General features: G+C 37.7%; 21 protein-coding genes and 1 pseudogene. 5 read left to right on the top strand and 17 right to left on the bottom strand.

Annotated features, from left to right (window positions below; all coding sequences use genetic code 11):
- Positions 1-371: 371 nt before the first annotated feature.
- The 11 genes and pseudogenes from G3O09_RS13700 to G3O09_RS13650 all read right to left on the bottom strand — a co-directional run bounded on the left by G3O09_RS13700 (position 372) and on the right by G3O09_RS13650 (position 8,550).
- A complete protein-coding gene (locus G3O09_RS13700; RefSeq protein ID WP_163102041.1) occupies positions 372-1,148 on the bottom strand; it encodes a sulfite exporter TauE/SafE family protein in 777 nt (258 codons plus the stop codon).
- A gap of 174 nt (positions 1,149-1,322) precedes the next feature.
- Positions 1,323-1,550, bottom strand: coding sequence for a sulfurtransferase TusA family protein (locus tag G3O09_RS13695; RefSeq protein WP_163102040.1), 228 nt, complete (start codon positions 1,548-1,550; stop codon positions 1,323-1,325).
- Between the two features lie 21 nt (positions 1,551-1,571).
- Entirely contained in the window at positions 1,572-2,684 is a 1,113-nt protein-coding gene (locus tag G3O09_RS13690) for an MBL fold metallo-hydrolase (RefSeq protein WP_163102066.1), read from the bottom strand.
- 181 nt (positions 2,685-2,865) lie between these two features.
- Positions 2,866-3,435, bottom strand: coding sequence for a sulfurtransferase TusA family protein (locus tag G3O09_RS13685; protein WP_163102039.1), 570 nt, complete (start codon positions 3,433-3,435; stop codon positions 2,866-2,868).
- 36 nt (positions 3,436-3,471) lie between these two features.
- Positions 3,472-3,768 (bottom strand): rhodanese-like domain-containing protein, encoded by a 297-nt coding sequence (locus G3O09_RS13680; protein ID WP_163102038.1) that lies wholly within the window; start codon positions 3,766-3,768, stop codon positions 3,472-3,474.
- An 18-nt stretch (positions 3,769-3,786) separates the two neighbouring features.
- Entirely contained in the window at positions 3,787-4,266 is a 480-nt protein-coding gene (locus tag G3O09_RS13675) for a DsrE/DsrF/DrsH-like family protein (RefSeq protein WP_163102037.1), read from the bottom strand.
- Between the two features lie 99 nt (positions 4,267-4,365).
- Positions 4,366-4,634: pseudogene (locus tag G3O09_RS13670) on the bottom strand (metal-sensitive transcriptional regulator).
- Between the two features lie 292 nt (positions 4,635-4,926).
- Positions 4,927-5,922, bottom strand: coding sequence for a quinone oxidoreductase family protein (locus G3O09_RS13665; RefSeq protein WP_163102036.1), 996 nt, complete (start codon positions 5,920-5,922; stop codon positions 4,927-4,929).
- Positions 5,923-6,011: 89 nt separating this feature from the next.
- Positions 6,012-6,935: a metal ABC transporter substrate-binding protein gene (locus G3O09_RS13660; RefSeq protein WP_163102035.1), complete on the bottom strand. Its 924-nt coding sequence runs from the start codon at positions 6,933-6,935 to the stop codon at positions 6,012-6,014.
- Positions 6,936-6,945: 10 nt separating this feature from the next.
- Entirely contained in the window at positions 6,946-7,806 is an 861-nt protein-coding gene (locus tag G3O09_RS13655) for a metal ABC transporter permease (protein WP_163102034.1), read from the bottom strand.
- Positions 7,807-8,550 (bottom strand): metal ABC transporter ATP-binding protein, encoded by a 744-nt coding sequence (locus tag G3O09_RS13650; protein ID WP_163102033.1) that lies wholly within the window; start codon positions 8,548-8,550, stop codon positions 7,807-7,809.
- A 421-nt stretch (positions 8,551-8,971) separates the two neighbouring features.
- On the opposite strand from G3O09_RS13650, the gene G3O09_RS13645 reads away from it, so the two are divergent.
- Positions 8,972-9,778: an alpha/beta fold hydrolase gene (locus G3O09_RS13645; RefSeq protein ID WP_240338432.1), complete on the top strand. Its 807-nt coding sequence runs from the start codon at positions 8,972-8,974 to the stop codon at positions 9,776-9,778.
- A gap of 89 nt (positions 9,779-9,867) precedes the next feature.
- On the opposite strand, the gene G3O09_RS13640 is transcribed toward G3O09_RS13645, so the two are convergent.
- Both G3O09_RS13640 and G3O09_RS13635 read right to left on the bottom strand, forming a co-directional pair.
- On the bottom strand, positions 9,868-10,068 hold the full coding sequence (locus G3O09_RS13640) for a cold-shock protein (RefSeq protein WP_163102032.1): 201 nt from the start codon (positions 10,066-10,068) through the stop codon (positions 9,868-9,870).
- A 254-nt stretch (positions 10,069-10,322) separates the two neighbouring features.
- Positions 10,323-11,729, bottom strand: a complete 1,407-nt coding sequence (locus tag G3O09_RS13635) for a SpoVR family protein (RefSeq protein ID WP_163102031.1) — start codon at positions 11,727-11,729, stop codon at positions 10,323-10,325.
- 206 nt (positions 11,730-11,935) lie between these two features.
- Here G3O09_RS13635 and G3O09_RS13630 point away from each other — a divergent pair, with 206 nt between their 5' ends.
- Positions 11,936-13,027 carry a nitric oxide synthase oxygenase gene (locus G3O09_RS13630; protein ID WP_163102030.1) on the top strand — a complete coding sequence of 364 codons (1,092 nt, stop codon included), beginning with the start codon at positions 11,936-11,938 and terminating at the stop codon, positions 13,025-13,027.
- 262 nt (positions 13,028-13,289) lie between these two features.
- Here the strand turns inward: G3O09_RS13630 and G3O09_RS13625 are convergent, their stop codons facing one another.
- Both G3O09_RS13625 and G3O09_RS13620 read right to left on the bottom strand, forming a co-directional pair.
- Entirely contained in the window at positions 13,290-14,237 is a 948-nt protein-coding gene (locus G3O09_RS13625) for a TIGR03943 family putative permease subunit (protein ID WP_163102029.1), read from the bottom strand.
- Between the two features lie 15 nt (positions 14,238-14,252).
- Positions 14,253-15,263 (bottom strand): permease, encoded by a 1,011-nt coding sequence (locus G3O09_RS13620; protein ID WP_163102028.1) that lies wholly within the window; start codon positions 15,261-15,263, stop codon positions 14,253-14,255.
- A gap of 192 nt (positions 15,264-15,455) precedes the next feature.
- On the opposite strand from G3O09_RS13620, the gene G3O09_RS13615 reads away from it, so the two are divergent.
- Both G3O09_RS13615 and G3O09_RS13610 read left to right on the top strand, forming a co-directional pair.
- Positions 15,456-16,742, top strand: a complete 1,287-nt coding sequence (locus G3O09_RS13615; RefSeq protein WP_163102027.1) for a glycoside hydrolase family 18 protein — start codon at positions 15,456-15,458, stop codon at positions 16,740-16,742.
- A gap of 70 nt (positions 16,743-16,812) precedes the next feature.
- Positions 16,813-17,112, top strand: a complete 300-nt coding sequence (locus G3O09_RS13610) for a YiaA/YiaB family inner membrane protein (protein WP_163102026.1) — start codon at positions 16,813-16,815, stop codon at positions 17,110-17,112.
- A gap of 137 nt (positions 17,113-17,249) precedes the next feature.
- Here the strand turns inward: G3O09_RS13610 and G3O09_RS13605 are convergent, their stop codons facing one another.
- A complete protein-coding gene (locus G3O09_RS13605; protein ID WP_163102025.1) occupies positions 17,250-18,227 on the bottom strand; it encodes a M14 family zinc carboxypeptidase in 978 nt (325 codons plus the stop codon).
- A 144-nt stretch (positions 18,228-18,371) separates the two neighbouring features.
- On the opposite strand from G3O09_RS13605, the gene G3O09_RS13600 reads away from it, so the two are divergent.
- A complete protein-coding gene (locus G3O09_RS13600) occupies positions 18,372-18,611 on the top strand; it encodes a YhdB family protein (protein WP_163102024.1) in 240 nt (79 codons plus the stop codon).
- 100 nt (positions 18,612-18,711) lie between these two features.
- Here the strand turns inward: G3O09_RS13600 and G3O09_RS13595 are convergent, their stop codons facing one another.
- Positions 18,712-20,439: a phospho-sugar mutase gene (locus tag G3O09_RS13595; protein ID WP_163102023.1), complete on the bottom strand. Its 1,728-nt coding sequence runs from the start codon at positions 20,437-20,439 to the stop codon at positions 18,712-18,714.
- Between the last annotated feature and the right edge of the window lie 110 nt (positions 20,440-20,549).

The following is a 20,549-nucleotide window of genomic DNA, read 5'->3' as shown; positions in this document are numbered from 1 at the left end:
TCACTCATCCTGAACCATAATCGGGCTTCATTGAACTCGTATGATTCCCTTTTCACTCATCCTGAACCATAATCGGGCTTCATTGAATTCGTATGATTCCCTTCACTCATCCTGAACCATAATCGGGCTTCATTGAACTCGTATGATTCCCTTTTCACTCATCCTGAACCATAATCGGGCTTCATTGAATTCGTATGATTCCCATTTCACTCATCCTGAACCATAATCGGGCATCATTGAACTCGTATGATTCCCTTTTCACTCAATCTGAACCCAAAAAACGGGGATCGTTAACTTTATTTTTAAAAAAAGACTGAGTCAATTAAGAGTCCACTTCAATGGTCTCTCTTAATAAACCCAGTCTTTTTCTTTTAAAAAATATCAGCCCAAATTTTAATAGCTGTTGCCAAAATCAAGACTGCCAAAATGTTTTGTAAAATCTTTGTATTCATCTTTTTACCGACATTTGCGCCTATAGGGGACGCAATCAAACTCGATACTATCATAATTGCCGCTGGGAAATAGTCTACTTGACCCGTTGTAATCTTTCCAATCGTTGAACCAATGGATGAGATAAAAGTGATGGCTAATGATGTGGCAATTGTCATCCTAGTTGGGATCTTTAAAACAACCAACATGATTGGCACTAATAGGAACGCGCCTGCAGCTCCCACAATCCCTGCCCCAATACCCACAATAATGGCGAAAAATGCTGCCAACCATTTATTAAATATAACTTGATCAAGTGGAATATCGTCTAATCCCTTTTTTGGCACGAACATCATGATCGCTGCAATCAAAGCCAGAATTCCATAAACCAGATTAATTCCAGCCTCAGACATGAAACGAGAACCATAACTACCTACAAAACTACCAATCAAGATGCTTGTTCCCATGTAGATAATTAGTGTCTTGTTAAGGAATCCACCTTTCCTGTAAGCCCAAACGCCACCAATCGTAGCAAAAAACACTTGAACTGCACTGATTCCAGATACTTCATGGGCACTGAACGCAGCCAAGCCGAACAATGGTGGAATGTATAAAAGCATTGGGTACTTAATGATGGATCCCCCGATACCAACCATTCCGGATATGAATGAACCAATAAATCCAATGAGGAAAATCGTAATTATAAAAGCATAATCCATGTCAGCACCCCCTTATTATTGATAAGCGCTAGTCGCTAGTAGGAACGAAAGCTATGTTCCTATACTTCGACACTAGCATCTATAGAGAGCATAATCAATGATGTCTAATTTTCATTAATGGAAAAGGCCGCATTAAAACTGATAACTGCCGACCATTTTCTAAATAGAACATTATTAACCTTTTTTCACCCAAAATTTTAGAACATCATGATTTTCTTCATGTTTGATCAATTCGTGTCCACCTGATTTTGCCCAAGCAGTAAGATCATTTTTTGCACCTTTATCTGTAGTATGGATTTCTAAGATTTGACCTGATTCTAATTCATTGATAGCCTTTTTAGTTTTCACTATTGGCATTGGACATGCGAATCCTTTAGCGTCTAATACTTTAATTACTTCCATTAATAAAACCTCCTAAATTTATTATCGTACTGCACAACGGTTTGGACCGATCTCCATTTCTCGTTGCTTATCTTCATCTGGAGTGATTTTCCCCATGTTCGTTTCACGAATTTCTTGATATGCATTTGGTTGTGGTGGTAAGTTCTTTGTTACCAATGATCTGAACTCTGCTTCATCTTCCATGTTTAAGCCATGATTTTTTTCAAATAGTGTTCCTAATTTTTCTGATACACTTCCATCTTCATTTAATTCTTCAATTATCATAAAGTGGGCAGGAAGTACCGTTAGTTCGTCAGACAGTTCTCTGTATCGTTTATATAACGTATCTCGTAAGTCTCCAACCCAATCCTCAGCAAAACCAGCTAGGTCAGGTCTACCTATGGAGTCGATAAATAAAATATCTCCTGTTAACAAAAATTGATTGTCCACTACAAATGAAGTTGATCCAATAGTATGACCAGGTGAGTATAATGCGTGAATATTAATCGTTGTGTTACCAATCGTTAAATCATTTCCACCTTCTAAAGGTTGGTAAGTGAATAAAACTTCTGTTGCATCTTTAGGTGGTAACCAATAGGTCGCACCTGTCGCTTCAGCTATTTTACGACCACCAGAAATATGGTCAGCATGAAGGTGAGTATCGAAAACATATGTGATTTTAGCATCAATGCTCTTTGCAAAATCAAGATAAACATTTGTCATTCGAGTCGCATCGATGACAGCTGCTTCTCCATTGGAAACTACCATGTAAGATAAGCAGCCTTTTCCGATACGAACAAATTGATAGATTTCGCCGCCATCTTTTAAATCTCCAACTTTTACTGGTTCTAAATATTCACTCCAAGCTTTCATTCCACCTTGAAGATAAGAAACCTCATGTCCTAGTTCAGAAAGCATCTCAGCTACCATGATAGATGAACCTTCCTTAGCACACACAACTAAAACTTCCTTATCTGTAGGGATTTTATCCTTGATCTCTTCTACACCATCAAGTAATTCAAAGTAAGGAATATTTAAGTGCTCAAAATGAATGCCCTCAATTTTCCAATCCTCAAAGTCATTATCGTTTCGAACATCTAAAATGAATAATTCACTTTTATTAATTACTTTCTTCGTAACTTCATTAGCAGTCATTGCTTTAATCACAATATTTTTACCCCCTATGGTATTTAGAATTCCAAAAAAAATGGTCATCCACTAAATACTTTCGATTTCATAAAAATACTTTCGAAAATACAAAAATACAATCGATACCCCCAAAAATACTTTCGAAATTCCTAAAATACATTCGATACCCCCAAAATACTTTTGAAGCCTATTCCACTAACCCATTTGTTTTACCAGTCCATTGAATCATCCCAGGAAATACATTAAACACTGTATTAAAACCTGCTTCTGTTAGTTTTTGCGCTACTAGATCACTGCGGCTTCCGGTACGGCACACTACATAAATCTCAGCATCTTTATTTAATTCACCTATACGCGACTCTAATTCTCCTAAAGGAAGAGATTTTGCATTCGGAATATGGTTAAAGGCATATTCAGCTGATTCACGCACATCCAGCACTACTATATTTTGGTTTTCATCCATTTTTTGTTGCAGTTCTTCATTCGTGATTACTGCTGAATGTTTCTTTTCCTCTTTCTCCTCACCTGTTGCTTTACGAAGGTAATGTTTCAATACATCTCCTTTTTCAACAGTACCTATAAATTGATGACCTGTACTCTCAGCCCAAGCTTTTAAATCTGCTGTAGACCCTTTATCTGTTGCTTGCACTTCTAAAACTTGGCCTGGTTCTAAACTATTCATCATCTTTTTTGTTTTAACGATTGGCATCGGACATGCCAATCCTTTCACGTCTAATACTGAATTTGTTTGAATCATCTATTCATTTCCTCCTTTAAATGGATGTATCAAAAACTATTCTAAAGCTCCATGCCAATCCAACATACCCCCAGTCATATTAATGACTTGGTAGCCTTTGCCTTCTAAAAATTGTGTGGCTCTAGAACTTCTCGCACCAGAACGGCAAACGATAATATATTCCTTTGATTTATCTAATTCATGCATTCGGAACTCTAATAAACCTAATGGAATATGAATGGCTTTTGGAATTTTACCACTCTGGACTTCTTCCACTTCACGAACATCCACAAGATTGATTGGAGCATTTTCCATTAGTAACTTTTCTATCTCAACTGCGCTAATTTGCTTCATAAAGTAAAACCTCCTGCATTAAATGAATAAGTTAACGTTTCCGTTTTCAGCATCTGCTAAATATGCTGCCACCCCTGCAAATTCAACGCCATCCATAATTTCTACTTGTTTTAAGCCAAGTAAATCTACTGTCATTTGACAAGCGACCAGTTTAATATCTTGCTCTTTTGCCATTTCAATTAAATCTGTAAGTGGCATTGCATTGTGTTTTTTTATGATATCTTTGATCATTATTGGACCCATTCCAGCAAAGTTCATTTTTGATAATCCCATTTTGTTTGCTCCCCGAGGCATCATCTTACCAAACATTTTTTCTATAAAGGTCTTCTCAACTTTAATAGGTTCATCTTTGCGAAGTGCATTCAATCCCCAGAATGTATGGAAAATGGTAACTTCATGATCGTAAGCTGCCGCACCATTCGCAATGATATACGCAGCCATAGCCTTATCATAATCACCACTAAATAAGACGATTGTTGTCTTTTTCTTCTCTGTCATATTTTTCTCCTCCATTACCTGTAAGGGTATATTTTAATTTTAAAAAATAAAATAATACGGTATAGGGTATATATTTTATCAAAAAAAATGATTTCAACACTATCTACTCTTTACCAAAAGTTCCACTGCTTCAGCAATAAGTTGGGACCTTTCTTTTCCTGATTCAATCGAATCTCTTATACATTGCTCGAAGTTGGAACTAACAATGATGGCCATGGTTCTGTCGATAGCTGTTCTAGCTGCAGTAAGCTGCGTTACCACATCTCTACAGTCCTACAGTCCTTCTCTTCTTCCATCATTCGAATAATGCCTCGCAGCTGTCCTTCAATCCGTTTCAGACGATTCTTTGCTATGCCCTGATAGATCACTATCTTTCACCTCCGAAGTCATTGTTTATTGTGCTATGTCATCAGCACATAACCAATAATATACCCCATTGGGTATATTGTCAATCTTGTTTATTTATTTTTTGGATCTGTTAAACTAGGCTTTTGATTTCCACTTCATGGGCTCACTTGAATCAACAATGAGCATTAAAATAGCTTATTATTAAAAGCAAAAAAGATACCCTATGAGGTACCTTTCACTTCAATAGCTTTCGTATTATATTTATCTACAATCATGATATACCCCAAATCTTGTCCTTTACAAAGCTCACACCTAGTTTTTACAAAGCTCTTCATCTACAATTAGCAAAACCTTTCCAGTACTTTTCCTACTCTCCACCCATTCATGTGCTTGAGAGGCTTCTGACAATAAAAACCGTTTTCCAATTTTCACCTTCAATTGCCTACTCACTATATATGGAAAGACTTGTTCGGCTGTTTCTTTTAAGCTAGCTGGACGCTTTTGCCTTGTTGTTCCTAAACTAAATCCAAGGACAGCACGACAGCTGGAATGGAAATCAACTGTCCGGAAAGAGCCAACTTCTCCACTTGAGTTGCCAAAATGAACAAGGCGTCCATACGGAGCAAGACATTCTAGACTTCTTTCTGCTACTTGCCCAGAAATAGAATCAAAAACTACATCTGCACCTTTTCCACCGGTAATTTCATGAACCTGATATGAAAAAACTTCATCAGTATAAAGCAGGACATGATCAGCTCCTGCTTCTAAGGCAACCTCTTTTTTCTCTGGACTCCCAACCGTCCCAATTACCATCCCCGCGCCCATTAGCTTGGCAAGCTGTATCAAGGTGGTTCCCACTCCACCAGCAGCTGCATGGATTACAACCTTCTCCCCTTTTTGCAACCTGGCCACATCAACAATCAGCTTATGTGACAAAAATGCTACGATTGGGCTTGCTGCTGCTGTTTCAAAATCAATACCATCTGGTAATACATATGTAAGAACTTCATCCGCAACTACATATTCCGCATAGGAACCCTGGGAGGGAAATGCTACTACTCTTTGTCCTACCTGAAATTCTGTTACCTCATTTCCTACTTCGACCACAATCCCTGCCACATCCAAACCTGGAATGTAAGGGAGCTTTCCAGCACCTTTTTTTCCATGTCTTGTTTTTATATCCGCAAAGTTCACGCTTGTCGCTGCTACTTTTATTAATACTTGATGAGCTTTAATGGATGGTCGATCCACTTCCATCAATACCATTCCATCTGTGCTACCCCATTCTGTAACCATTACAGCTTGCATTTTATTATCACCTTTTTCTGAATAGTTCTCAGAATATTTTAACATAATTCAAAAAAAGAAAAGGGTGCCAGATTAGACACCCTACTTTATTATTTTAGGTTTTCAAGAATCGTATTGATATTCCATTCCATCATTCCGATATAGGTGTCGCCATCCTCACCCGCTTTTCCTATTGAGTCTGTAAATAGCTTCCCTCCAATTGGTACTCCAGTTTCTCTTGAAACCATTTCCATACTTCGTGGATCAATACTTGTTTCTACAAATAGGACTGGGACTTTCTTTTCATCAATCAAGTCAACAACTTGCTTCACTTGTTGAGGTGTCCCTTGATTTTCCGCATTGATTTCCCAAATGTAGCCTGCTTCAAAGTCATAAGCTGCACTGAAGTATTTAAACGCACCCTCACTTGTAATCAAGAACCGCTTTTCTTTCGGAATTTTATTAAAGTTATCAATGGCTTCTTTATGAAGATTCTCTAACTTTGCAATATATTCTTTGGCATTTTTTTCGTACACTGCTTTATTCTCTGGATCGACCTTAACTAAAGCGTCTCTTGCATTTTCTGCGTACTTAATTCCGTTGCGGATATCTAACCATGCATGCGGATCTTCTTCGCCACTATGCCCTTTAGAGGTTAGATGCTTTGCTTCTACCCCTTCGCTCATACGGAAAACTGGACTATCTTCTCCATCTTTACCAGCAGTCCCAAGAAGTTTATCAAACCAGGAATTACCTGCTTCTAAATTCAAACCATTATAGAAAACTACATCTGCGTCAGTAGTTTTTTGAATATCCAATGGTAATGGATCGTATTCATGTGGGTTTGATCCTACTGGAGCTAAGCTATGAATCTCCACTTGGTCCCCACCTATGTTTTTTACAATATCGTATATGATTGAATAGGTTGTGACAACTTGTAGTTTACCTTCTTTTGTTTCGGTTTTTTCACTGCACCCAGAAAGGAGAAAAATCCCAACTAAACTCAATAAAAATACCTTCAATAGATGTTTCATAAAAACCTCCTTATTGTGAAATAGATAGTTTCTTTCTTCTTGATTTTAATGAGCGCCATAGAATTCCTTGTTTAGGTGAGAAACAGAATACCAACAAGAATATCGCTGTTGAAACTAATACAATGGTTGCTCCTGATGCTAGGTTATAAGTGAAGCTAAAGTATAAACCAATTACAGATGCTACCACACCTAATGCAGCTGAAAGATAAATCATTACCCATAAACGATCCGTCAATAAGTAAGCTGTTGCTGCAGGTGTAATTAGCATAGCCACAACAAGGATAATCCCAACTGTTTGTAAGGAAGCTACCGTTACCATCGTAAGCAGTGTCATTAAGAAATAATGAATCCACTTTATCGGTAATCCATACGCTTCTGCCATCGTTGGATCAAAGGAAGTGACAAGTAGTTCTTTGTAAAAGATATAAATCGAAAGTAAAACAAAAATCCCGATTCCTAGCGTGGTCCACATGTCCGAAGGTCGAACCGCCAACACATTACCGAACAAGATATGATAAAGATCCGTACTACTTTTCATTAAGGTAATTAAAATAATTCCTAAAGCAAAAGCTGCTGTAAACATAATTCCAATTGAAATATCATTTTTAATTCGACTGTTTTGACTGATAAAGCCAATTCCAACTGCCGTTAATACCCCTGAAATAACTGCCCCAATAAAGAAATTAATCCCTAGCATGTAAGAAATCGCCACACCTGGTAAAACAGCATGGGAGATCGCATCTCCCATCAATGCCATTCCTCTCAATATGATGAAACATCCAATTACCCCACAAATGATACCTACCATTGTAGAGGTGAATAAAGCTTTTTGTAAGAAATCGTACTGAATAACAGCATCAATAAACGACATTTACAATACACCTCCTAATCTCTCAAGAAATGAAAATTGTCCGGAATACGCTTTGGCCAATACTTCAGGGCGCAATACATCATTGATATCCCCAAAACCAACAAGTTCCTTATTTAACAGAATTAATTGATCAAAATAATCACTGACCTTACTCAGATCATGATGGACGACTAAGATTGTTTTTCCACTATTCTTTAATTCTTTTAATATAGTAATTATCGTTTCTTCACTTGAAACGTCTATGCCAACAAACGGTTCATCTAGGAAAAACACTTCAGATTCTTGAGCAAGCGCTCTTGCCAAAAACACACGTTGCTGCTGCCCACCAGAAAGCTCTCCTATTTGGCGATTACTGAAAGCTTCCATTCCAACTTTTTGCAGGCATTGAAGAGCCCATTCTTTTTCTTTCTTTTTTGGCTTTTTGAAGAAGCCAAGTTTGGGGTATGTTCCAATCAGTACGGTATCCATGACTGTGATAGGAAAATCCCAATCAATATTGCTTCTTTGTGGAACATATGCAACTGATTTTTTAAGTTCATTAAACGACTTTCCATGTATCTGAACTTCTCCTTTATCTTTAGGAATCAAGTTCAGTAATGCTTTTAATAAGGTGGATTTCCCTGCTCCATTTGGTCCAATAATTCCGACCAACTTTCCTTTTTCAATAGAAAAATTCACATTTTGTACCGCTTCATTGCCATGATATGAAACAAACAAGCTTTCCACTTTAAGTGCGGAACTCATGATCAACATCTCCTTCTTTTTACTTTCCACCATCTAATAAAGTTTACCTTACGCAACTTTTTGTTAAAAAAATATAACGGTATATAACCAATTTTTCACTCTTATCATATTATATGCACTAATTTAAAAAGTTTTCCTATGAGCAACATTTTAAACCTAAAGAAAAACCATGTCAATTACTACAATATTCTATCTGGTAAATTTGGTGCCTGTTCCACTGCCGGGTTTATCAAATAATGTACGGTGGTAAAGCTTTCGTAACAAAAAAGATTTATTTGAGGCTTATTAAACTTTACTTTCCGTTACTCTCAATAAAGGGAACCTAATTTATTCGACAAGTTTCCTTACTATATATTTTTTAGTATAATAAAAACATTCTATAAAACTGGCTAACTAGTAGATTCATAAAGGAGTTGTATTGTTGAAAACTATTCATTATAAAATAATTGCTCATACTTCATCGAAAGAATGGGTCGTTTTTATACATGGAATGGGCGGAAGCTCTTCCCTATGGTTTAAACAAATTAGAGAATTTCGTAAACATTTCAATTTACTATTGATAGATCTTCCAGGACATGGAGGAAACAATGAGGGTTTAAAGGATGTAACAGATCGTTCCTTTGAAGGTATTGCAAAACAAGTGATTCAGGTACTTGATACCAATCGAATCCCAGTTGCCCATTTCGTAGGAATTTCACTTGGAACCATGGTAATCCGAGTGCTTCAAGACATTTCTCCTACTCGAGTGAAATCCATGGTATTAGGTGGAGCAGTTGAACGGATTCATCCACCTCTTCTTCTAGTAGCGAAGATTGCAGAAGGCTTTAAACGGGTAGTTCCATATATGTGGCTTTATCAGTTTGTTGCATGGGTTCTGATGCCAAGAGCTCATAATGCGGAAGCTAGAAAAGCATTTATCAATGAAGCTGTAAAATTAGGACAACGTGAGTTCTTCTGCTGGTACCGAATACTGAGATTGGAAATCAATGCATTTTTTACTAATAAAAAGATATTTGACGAGACTCCGACCCTTTACATAATGGGCAGTGAGGATTATATGTTTTTGCCGATTGTCAGCAAACGATATAAAAAATTCAAGAATGCCACATTACACATCCTTTCAAAGACAGGTCACGTGTGCAATATCGAAAATGAAAAAGAGTTCAATGAATTAGCGATCGATTTTATTCATGATCATTCTTTGTTGGCTTCAAAAAAACAAGCTTAATGCTTTAGGATTCTTGGGTTTGATACGATTTTTTAATAGTAAAAATAAAACCAGACTCGTTTTTCAGAGTCTGGTTTTTGTATTCATCGTTAGGCCTTTTGAACATTCGTAGCTTGAGGCCCACGTTGTCCTTGTTCAACTTCAAAAGTTACTTCTTGACCCTCGTCTAATGATTTGTACCCTTCACTTTGAATTGCTGAGAAGTGAACAAATACATCCTCTCCACCTTCACGCTCGATGAATCCAAAACCTTTTTCACTGTTAAACCATTTTACTTTACCACGTTCCATTTTTTGTTGCCTCCTGAAAATAAACAATATTGCAATTTAATCTTGCCTAATTATTATTACCGAATAAATCATAATTAAACATAATCTTGCTACTTTTTTATTTTGAAACAAAAATGGAACTCCGTTTAATGAGTTCCACAACCTAATCACTCGTATATTTTTACTTACCCACACTCAATACCCTTTTGCTGGAAATGGATATCCTACTTCCTAGTTCACTCTTCTATGAGGTAGAATTTCGATTGTTCTCGCTTCTATAAATACTTACGATGCATCCCTTTACTGTCATACGTGAATAGGATTGGCCTTCCTTCGACCACGGATTCAAGATGGCAAGCACGGCCCCAAAGTTGGTTAATGTATGGAAGCACCTTCTCTAAATATTTCACGTCTAGTTCAATACCTTCGTACCAGTGTTTTAAATACAACTCGCCGTTTTTTAGGAAATCTCCATCTGTGACAGTGATATAAGGAAAACCACCATTTACTCGCATGCTGACAAGTTGATCACGAACATGCTCCCATTGTTTATCAACGATTTTGTAATCCTTTCCTTGCTTTTGGAACAAATACATATCCTCTCGCATCACTAAATCCTTCGTCAAATAATTTCTTAGGAAGGAAATATCGGATTCTACCTCACGTGCTTCAAACATTTGCGCCCGACCAGATCCTATCTTTACTCCCCTACGCTGCATTTCTTCCGTTGGATTATCAAACCGTTCCTCAATGTCCTCAAAAATTTTGAGTCCTAAATAATATGGATTAATACCAGTACGTGAAGGCTGTACAACACCTGCATTCAACTTTGCAAACTCGATTGACTCAGATGAAGTAAGATCCATTTCCCTTAAGATACGCTGATGCCAAAACGAAGCCCAGCCTTCATTCATGATTTTTGTCTCTAGCTGTGGCCAGAAATACAGCATCTCATCCCGCATCATTGTAAGGATATCCCGCTGCCAATCGGTCAGCTCCCTACTGTACTGTTCTATAAATAACATAATATCCTTTTCTGGTTGAGGCGGAAATTTCTTCTTTTTCTTTTCAGGTTTTTTCTCATCCTTCTTCTCCAGATTCCAAAGATCGTCATATGGCGTTGTAGATTGTTTGATTTCGTCTTCATCTAGGTCATCCATACTCCATGAAAGTTTAGGACGAACTAAGGAAGGATCGATATGTTCTTCGATAGCCAGCACTGCATCGAGGAATGATTCAACCTCCTGCTTGCCGTAAAGAATTTCATATTGTCTGATACGGTCAGCTGTAGCTGCCATACTCTCTACCATATCTCGTTTCGTATTGCTAAATCTCACATTATTTTTGAAAAAGTCACAATGCGCCAATACATGGGCAACAATTAATTTGTTTTGTATCAAAGAGTTGGAATCCAATAGGAATGCATAGCATGGATCAGAGTTTATAACCAATTCATAAATTTTACTTAACCCAAAATCATAGTGAAGCTTCATCTTATGAAATTGCTTCCCAAAACTCCAATGGGAAAAGCGTGTAGGCATCCCGTATGCCCCGAACGTGTAAATAATCTCACTTGGACAAATCTCGTAGCGCATCGGATAAAAATCGAGCCCAAAACCTTTTGCAATTTCCGTAATTTCAGCAATTGCATATTCCAGGGCTTTTTGTTCAGAAGCTCTCATGTCCCTCTCCCCCTTTTAGCTCTTATCTCAATGTATGAAAAAAACAAGCGAAAATGACGTATAGAGGTAAAATTGCTATTTCTTGCATCGTCAAAAAATCGTCACATACTCCGTAGAAATTACTACCATTCGAAGTTTCGCATTATCCTTTGCCTTAATAATTAGATAGAATAAGTAGCAGTCAGACAATTTAAGGAGAGATTCCTTTGGATACACATACTACTACTTTATTAGAAGAAGCAGGAGCTTTAATTGAGACCTGCTATTCAGAATTAAAAAAATCAGATCAAGAAAAGAAACTTCGTTACTATGAAATATATGAAGAAATCATGGAAACTGACTCTTATACCCATACGCCAGAAGAGATTATACACGGAGCAAAAATGGCTTGGAGAAACAGCAATCGATGTATAGGTCGTTTATTTTGGTCTTCCCTTCATGTAATGGACCGTCGGGATGTAAAAAATGAACATGAGGTTAGAGATGCACTCTTTCATCATATTGACTATGCGACCAATAATGGAAAGCTCATACCCACCATTACCATTTTCCCCGCTGAAAAAAACGGAAAACAAACCGTTAAGATATGGAACCATCAATTACTTCGCTATGCAGGCTATGAAACGAAAGAAGGAATTATAGGTGATTCCACCTCTTTGGCATTTACGAAGGCATGCCTTGACTTAGGTTGGAAGGGGGAAGGAACCCATTTCGACCTCTTGCCGCTGGTTTTTCAATTTAATGAACAAGCTCCAAGGTTCTATGAAATCCCTTCGAGTATTGTTAAAGAAGTCCCACTCACCCATCCAGAACTAGACATATTTTCAGAGTTGGGCTTGAAATGGTATGCGGTTCCAATCATATCGGACATGAAGTTGGAAATAGGTGGAATTATCTATAACGCAGCCCCTTTCAATGGCTGGTATATGGGAACGGAGATTGGAGCGAGGAACCTAGCAGATGTTGACAGATACAACATGCTGCCTCGAGTGGCAGACCTGTTTGGTATGGATACGAGCCTTAATGCTACGTTGTGGAAAGATAAAGCGTTGATTGAACTGAATATTGCTGTTTTACATTCTTTTAAAGGTGCAGGAGTTAACATAGTGGACCATCACACAGCTGCCCAACAATTTAAGCTTTTTGAGGAAAAAGAAGCAGAACTTGAGCGAAAGGTGACTGGGGATTGGACTTGGCTGATTCCACCGCTTTCTCCTGCAGCGACTCATATTTTTCATAAACCATATAAAAATGATAAAATTACACCTAATTACTTTTATCAAAAGAAACCATACTAATTAAAAAGAGTGGTTCAAAAATGGTCTATTACGAATTTTTGAGCCATTCTTATATTATTTTAAGTATTCCACAACTTCCTTTATAGAATATACCGTTGTCATATAGTGATTAATACCTTCTAATATTGTGAGTTGTGAGTTCTGAATTTGGTATTTTTTTATGCAAGAATTTTGAGTGAGATAACGGAACAACCTCATCAGTTTTACTATGCCTAAGTATCACTAATTGATATTCTTCTATTGGTACAATTATCCTCTAACACTAGATTAATTTCACTACAATCGGGTAGACGTATGGCTGTTTTGGCTCTGAAGTTGTTTTCCAATTTGTCACTTGAATGATAGGTAGGTCCATTTCTCCGTACCGGCCAAGTTTTATTACCCCTTCAGCTTCGACCCACGTATCAGGCTTTAAACCTGAAGCATCATCAAACTCGGTTAAAAATCCAATGACACTCGCATCGGCCACACAATGAGTGACTAGGAATCTGGAAAGCACTAATTGATTTGAACCAAACCCTTCTTCTTTATAGACAAAACCAGTAAGCTTAATCTTTTTCCCTTCAAATGGTTTAATATCCTGAGAAATTAATTCATAGTATGTCGAAAACAGATCATCCTTCATATCAATAAAAGATTGTTTCTGCAGATCCGCTTGCAACTTTTCAAATTTATCTTCTGACATTTCCTTTTCATTGAAGGAGAGATCTGGTCCGTGTTCTCCTTGTAATACTGGATCATCTTGTTCTACTTCAGTGCTGTCTTCCTCTGGCAAATCCACTTCTGGAATTTCCCCTACTGATTTTGGAGACTTTTGGAAATCCCTTGCTAACAGAGCCCCTCCTTTACTTTCAGCCATGGATGCGTTTAACGTTTTCGCTGGTAGAATGATTCCTGTTAGAAGTGGAAGTATGATGATTACATATGAAACCAGCTTTTTAAAGGTAAAAGGTGTTTGTCCGTGATCATGATGACAAGCATCTCCATGGTCACAGGCATGTTCGTGATGATGCTGTTCCTTCCTATTCCATACCCTTGTCAATTGAACGATAAACAGAAGGAAGAAAATCAAAGCAGCAATTTTACTTAACGCTTCATATTTAGGGTTGATGTATTTGTTAATTTCACCTGTCCAATGTAAAGACATAATGAAACCCGAAAATCCTAAGATGATGAATGCACGAAACGCTTGTTGAAATGAAAATCTCACCTTACTTCCTCCTTTCTATAATCCTAGTACCATTTTGCTGATTAACATGACAACAAAGACAGTAGATGTAATGACAGTTAATAACACAACTACAAATTTAGCTTTGAATACACTCAGCATCATGATGGTGTTTTTCAAATCGAGCATAGGGCCATAGATGAGGAATCCTAGTATGGCAGTAGTTGGGAACAGATTATTAAATGAAGCCCCAATAAAAGCATCCGCTTCAGAACATAGTGACAAGAAGTAGGCTAACCCCATCATGACTAGAAGGCTGGATACCGTACCATCCCCCGCTTCTAATAAAGCTTTCGTAGAGCCATACGTTTGAAGTAGGGCTGCAAGAAACGCCCCAAAGATTAAATATCGACCCATATCAAAAAATTCATCAATAGAATGCTTTAGCATGTCCCAAAATTTTTCGATAAAAGGCTGATGACTCTGATTATGCTCATGAGGCGTAATGGCATCTACAACTTTCAATTGGTTGCCTTTAATCAACCAGCTAATGATCAATGCTATCATGATGCTAATTAAAAACCCTAGCCCCATTCGTAAAATAGCCATTCTGAGGTCGTTTCCAAACGCCATATATGTAGAATAGATTACGATTGGATTTATAAGAGGACCTGTTAATAAAAAGCCGATTCCTGCATAAAGAGGAACTCCCTTTTTGATCAGTCGTCTAACGATTGGCACAATTCCACATTCACAAGCAGGGAATAACGCACCAATTACACAGCTCATTAATACAGCAAGATACTTATTTTTCGGTATCCATTTTTGGATATGTTCTTCCCTTACAAAAATTTGAATGAACCCTGCAATCAGAACACCAATTAGCACGAAGGGCAAGGCTTCTATTAAAATGCTTATAAAAACAGTATTCATTTGAAGAATTTTTGGAGAAGCATTTATAGATATTCCCTCTCCAAATCCATTGCCAAATGAAAATAAATAAATCGCAAGACAAATCAAAATGATACCTGTCACATCAACAATATTAGAACGAAGAATACGAAACACAGCAACCTCCTTAATACACATTACTTTGAAATTCTAAATTAATTAACATTTTTCTTTTTATATACAAAAATATTATCGTAACGATTACGATTTGTAAATTCTATTTATATTTTACATTGTGTACTCCTTGTTTATCATGAATATGAATCCATCCTCATACAATGGTTATAACGCAATCAGAGGAGGGACAGCATGCAAATACACGTGGTACAGCCAGGTCAGTCATTATACAGTATTGCGCAGGGTTATGGAGTCACTGCAGAACAAATCATACATGTAAACGAACTTGAAACTCCCAATGAATTAGTTGTTGGTCAAACACTCGTCATCCCCATTGCAGGGAGTTATTATTGGGTACAGCCAGGTGATAGCCTCTGGTCGATTGCAAGGAAATTTGGGATATCAGCTCAAACACTTGCCACTATAAATCGCATTTCACCTACAACATCGCTACAAGTGGGTGAACGTCTATATATTCCTCCAACCAGAAAAGTCAGAGGAGAATTTAACGGTTATGTTGAACCGAGGGGGGGCACTGTTTCAAAAGAGTTAGAGGAAAGTGTACGAGAGAACGCACATTATTTGACATACTTAGCACCTTTCAGTTTTCAAGCATTACGGGATGGTTCACTTAAAGAGCCTCCTTTGAATAACTTTGCAGAAATCGCAAGACAGAATCGAGTCGTTTTGATGATGGTTATTACTAATCAAGAAAACGACCAATTTAGCGATGAATTAGGCCGTATTCTACTAAATGATATGAACATCCAAAATAAATTCTTAGATAATATAGAAGCTACTGCCGAAAAATATGGCTTTAAAGATATCCATTTTGACTTTGAATTTCTTCGTCCAGCAGATCGAGAAGCATACAATGCCTTTTTAAGGAGAGCAAAAAGCAGGTTTTCTCAGCAGGGTTGGCTCCTATCCACTGCATTGGCACCAAAAACAAGTGCCGAACAAAAAGGGAAATGGTATGAAGCACATGATTATAAGGCTATCGGAGAGATTGTGGATTTTGTGGTAATCATGACTTACGAATGGGGCTATAGCGGTGGTCCAGCCATGGCGGTTTCCCCTATTGGACCAGTCCGTCAAGTTTTGACCTATGCAGCCAGTGAAATGCCTGCTTCAAAAATCATGATGGGTCAGAACCTTTATGGCTACGACTGGACGCTTCCATTTAAGCCAGGTACGGTTGCAAAAGCAGTAAGTCCACAGCGGGCGATCCAAATTGCACGAGAAAACAAAGTAGCGATTTCATACGATTATAAAGCTCAAGCTCCTTATTTTAAATATACTGCCAAGGATGGGACACAGCACGAAGTATGGTTTGAAGACGCAAGATCCATCCAGGCCAAATTCGACTTAATAAAAGAGTTAGGCCTGCGCGGAATGAGTTATTGGAAGCTAGGATTATCCTTTCCTCAAAACTGGGCTTTGCTCGAGTATAATTTTAATATAGTAAAAAGAGCGTAAATTTCCATAATTAATAAATTTACACTAACGATCTAAAATAATTGTAGTGAGAGAGCATGGAGGGAAATTTATGTATTCACAAAAGCATAGAAGGCGCAATACGACAGCATTTACTGTATTAGCCTATTTCACTTTATTCGCAGGTGTAATTTTATTTGGAATTGGGTTATACAATGAAACCAGTCTGGAGTTAAACGAGAAGGGTTACTACGTCGCTGTCATGTTACTTTGTATTGTTGGGGCCATCCTCACTCAAAAAGTGGTTCGTGATAATGCAGAAGATGACGATATTATTAAGGAGCAAGAAAGAGAGTTAACAATAAAGGTATCAAGTGCTGAGAAAAACAAACCTAAAAGTGAAGGTTTCTAAATTATCTTTGTAGCATTTCTTTTTCTTTAACCTTAAAATTTTGGCGTTATTTAAGACCAGATTATTTTGTTTTTAACTATTTTTATTATCCATGCCGGGATTCTTAGCAAACCCCGGCATTATTTTTAGCATTTAATTCAACTTTCATCATTAGAAATACGACCTATTTCATTTAATAGCATAAAGGGAACCAATTTGTTCCTATGCCATTCTTCCTCAAACTGGAAAAGTGGAGGATGTCGGTTTTCTATTAGCTCGCATAATTCTAACGTCAAGGCCGGCCTATGGAATGTAGTGATAAACCAATCTGTATAGCCTCCCCCTACAGCACCTTCATCGGGGAGATCCAATTTGTACCCGGTCAATTCCGCTGTTCTCTTGGCTATTGTATAATCCCTCACAATATTTTCTGGTTGATTGTGATAATACCAATAAATCTCTTGTCCCGAGGTATGATATGCTACAGCCATCAGAGGATCAATCTTATTGGTTAAGTCTACGATTGCACGTGTTTCTTTTGTAAAAATTGGTGTTTTCCCACGATAAAACTGATAATAAGGATGTGTAACGTCTCGATCTAACCCTTCCCAGCCTGCAGGGTATTGGCGGTTTAAATCTACTCCGATCCCATTTGCTTTCCAACGGGTAAATTTAGGTAAAAAACCATTCAATTTGTATATGTTCCATTTTCTCTTCCAATCAAATCCGGAAAAATCGCCTTGTTGTATGGAAACCCCATCAGGATTCAGCATCGGTACAATATAAATGGATATAACATCGAGTTCTCGACTATCATAGCCTTCAAAACTCCCCCTTTGTTGGTAAGCCTCCCCATACACTTCTAGAATCTTCATAAGCATAAGGGTTGTAAACCATTCTCGACCATGGTGAGCACCTATAAGAAGTAGAGTTTTTTCACCTTTTCCAATCCTAACCCCCCATAAATCCTTTCCAAAATGGCTTTTACCAATAGTCTCCACCTGTAATGCATCAGGATATTTTTTCATTAATTCCTTAATATCTTTTGTCATATCCCCGTAACTATATGTTTGTGAAGTATTAACAACCTGGGCATGAGCCATGAATGGATGAAGTAGGAGAAGAATAAAGACCATTAGTATTTTCAGACTCCTCACCTCCCCTTTTTATTCTGGTAAAAATCCACAAGCTAGCAACAGCAGGATGACCAACTTTTACAATGAAATCTTTCTTCCTCCGTGACTAACACTATTCTTAACTCCTAGTAAGGAGGAGATAACATGAACAACACCGATTACGATAGAGCGTTGTATTATACACATCGTTCTGAATGGGATAACTTATTGATTCTAATGGTTCGGACCAAGGATCAATTTCTATCGAAGAAAATAGAGCTTTTCCTTCACGCCTACCGTTTTGAAAAGGATTATGAGTTGGTTCAAAACAGGCTATATGATTTACTCCGCTATCTTGACCATGCAGCAGAATCCACGTTTCCAGGCATTGCGCTGCATGGTTAATTATAGATTTTGTTCTTGCTCCAAAAAATATTCTTAACCACTCGTTGCGGGACTAAACGGAAAAGAGGGTCCAAAAATATTTGGACCCTCTTAACATTTTCTACAACATTTCTTGAATTAATTGCATGAATTCCTCAGTGGAGGTATTTAATTTTTGCTCTGCTTCTTCCATTGTGTTGCCTTGAACACCAAAGTAAAATTTGATTTTAGGCTCTGTACCAGATGGACGAAGGCATATCCATGTACCATCTTCAAGAGTGTATTTTAAGACATTAGATTTTGGAAGCTGGATTGGTTGGTCTGTTGAAGTGACTAAGTCATATTCTGTACTTGTTAAATAGTCTTCAATTTTAACTACCTTTTGTCCTGCTAATTGTAATGGTCTCTTGCTTCGGAAATCAGAAAGAATGGACTGGATTTGCTCCGCCCCATCCTTTCCTTTTAATGTTAAAGAACGTAACCCTTCAAGGAAGAATCCGTATTTACGGAACACTTCTAATAGACCTTCGTACATCGTCATTCCCTTTTCCTTAAAATAAGCACACACTTCAACCGCAAGAATGGCTGCTTGGACCGCATCTTTATCACGAGCAAAGTTACCAATTAAATAGCCATAACTTTCTTCATAGCCAAATAAGAAGGTATTGTCTCCTGTTTGTTCATACTCCTTCATCTTTTCAGCTATAAACTTAAATCCAGTTAACACATCGACTGTAGTGAGGTTGTTATGATTGGCAATCACTCGACCAAGTTCTGATGTCACAATGGTTTTAAGGACGACTCCATTTACAGGAAGCATGCCTTTTTCCTTTTTGGATGATATTAAATAATCCAATAATAAAGCACCTGTCTGGTTTCCTGTCATCACCACATATTCGCCTTCGAGATTTTTCACGGCAACGCCTAGTCGATCGGCATCTGGATCTGTCGCAATTAAAATATCCGCTCCGATTTCCTCACCCTTCTTAATGGCAAGTTCAAAGGCTGCGTGCTCTTCAGGATTCGGTGAAGTCACTGTCGAAAAATTCGGATCTGGCAGCTCCTGCTCTTCCACTACCGTCACATGTTGATATCCCATACTTTTTAGTGCGTTTCGAACTGGAATATTAGCTGTTCCATGTAATGGAGTGAAGACTATTTTAATATCAGACATATTTGCAAGTTGAGGATTCTCCAATATCGTTAAAAGCTTTTCATTATAAGCTTGATCAATTTGTTCACCAATTTCAATCAAGCCTTTTTCTCTTAACTCCGCTTCCTCTTGTACCTCCAGAGAAAGCTCGTCTTCGATGCTATTCACATATTTAATGACTTCATCAGCTGGTCCTGGTGGTAATTGTGCCCCATCTGGACCATATACTTTATAGCCATTATATTCTGGAGGATTATGGCTTGCCGTAATCACGATTCCTGCATATGCATTCAAATAGCGGACTGCAAATGAGAGCTCCGGAGTAGGTCGTAAATCGTTAAACAAATAAACTCTTATTCCTTCGCTTGCTAGTGTTTTTGCTGCCTCTAGAGCAAACTCCGGGGATTTGTGACGTGAATCATATGCAATGACTACTCCTCTAAGAGCAGCTTCTTCTCCAAACGATAAAATATAGTGAGCTAATCCAGCAGATGCTTTACGGATCGTATAGATGTTCATCCGATTTGTCCCAACACCAATTTCTCCTCTCATGCCCCCTGTTCCGAATTCAAGATTTTTATAAAATGCTTCTTCTAATGCTTTTTCATCATCTTTTAAGTTCACAAATAACTGACGTAATTCTTTATCTAGTAATTCATTATTTTCCCATCTTTGGGCCGTTTCTTTCCAATTCATTTCCATTCACTCCTATTCAAACTTCCATGTTCCTAAGGTAATTCGATACAAGACGGTTATTTCCCTTTGAATCTTATGTATAAAAAACAGAAGAATGACAGGCTACTTGA

The sequence above is a fragment of the Peribacillus alkalitolerans genome (assembly GCF_010882125.1).
GTDB lineage: Bacteria > Bacillota > Bacilli > Bacillales > DSM-1321 > Bacillus_BN > Bacillus_BN alkalitolerans.
Note: the sequence above shows the minus strand (reverse complement) of the source record. Positions and strands in the feature narration are given on the sequence as shown.

Excerpts from the sequence above, each read along its gene's own strand:
- G3O09_RS13615 (WP_163102027.1), top strand. The coding sequence starts at position 15,456 with ATGCAAATACACGTGGTACAGCCAGGTCAGTCATTATACAGTATTGCG.
- G3O09_RS13675 (WP_163102037.1), bottom strand. The coding sequence starts at position 4,266 with ATGACAGAGAAGAAAAAGACAACAATCGTCTTATTTAGTGGTGATTAT.
- G3O09_RS13660 (WP_163102035.1), bottom strand. The coding sequence starts at position 6,935 with ATGAAACATCTATTGAAGGTATTTTTATTGAGTTTAGTTGGGATTTTT.
- G3O09_RS13595 (WP_163102023.1), bottom strand. The coding sequence starts at position 20,439 with ATGAATTGGAAAGAAACGGCCCAAAGATGGGAAAATAATGAATTACTA.
- G3O09_RS13685 (WP_163102039.1), bottom strand. The coding sequence starts at position 3,435 with ATGATTCAAACAAATTCAGTATTAGACGTGAAAGGATTGGCATGTCCG.
- G3O09_RS13695 (WP_163102040.1), bottom strand. The coding sequence starts at position 1,550 with ATGGAAGTAATTAAAGTATTAGACGCTAAAGGATTCGCATGTCCAATG.
- G3O09_RS13650 (WP_163102033.1), bottom strand. The coding sequence starts at position 8,550 with ATGAGTTCCGCACTTAAAGTGGAAAGCTTGTTTGTTTCATATCATGGC.
- G3O09_RS13640 (WP_163102032.1), bottom strand. The coding sequence starts at position 10,068 with ATGGAACGTGGTAAAGTAAAATGGTTTAACAGTGAAAAAGGTTTTGGA.
- G3O09_RS13605 (WP_163102025.1), bottom strand. The coding sequence starts at position 18,227 with ATGGTCTTTATTCTTCTCCTACTTCATCCATTCATGGCTCATGCCCAG.
- G3O09_RS13600 (WP_163102024.1), top strand. The coding sequence starts at position 18,372 with ATGAACAACACCGATTACGATAGAGCGTTGTATTATACACATCGTTCT.
- G3O09_RS13690 (WP_163102066.1), bottom strand. The coding sequence starts at position 2,684 with ATGACTGCTAATGAAGTTACGAAGAAAGTAATTAATAAAAGTGAATTA.
- G3O09_RS13680 (WP_163102038.1), bottom strand. The coding sequence starts at position 3,768 with ATGAAGCAAATTAGCGCAGTTGAGATAGAAAAGTTACTAATGGAAAAT.
- G3O09_RS13610 (WP_163102026.1), top strand. The coding sequence starts at position 16,813 with ATGTATTCACAAAAGCATAGAAGGCGCAATACGACAGCATTTACTGTA.
- G3O09_RS13700 (WP_163102041.1), bottom strand. The coding sequence starts at position 1,148 with ATGGATTATGCTTTTATAATTACGATTTTCCTCATTGGATTTATTGGT.
- G3O09_RS13665 (WP_163102036.1), bottom strand. The coding sequence starts at position 5,922 with ATGCAAGCTGTAATGGTTACAGAATGGGGTAGCACAGATGGAATGGTA.
- G3O09_RS13635 (WP_163102031.1), bottom strand. The coding sequence starts at position 11,729 with ATGAGAGCTTCTGAACAAAAAGCCCTGGAATATGCAATTGCTGAAATT.
- G3O09_RS13655 (WP_163102034.1), bottom strand. The coding sequence starts at position 7,806 with ATGTCGTTTATTGATGCTGTTATTCAGTACGATTTCTTACAAAAAGCT.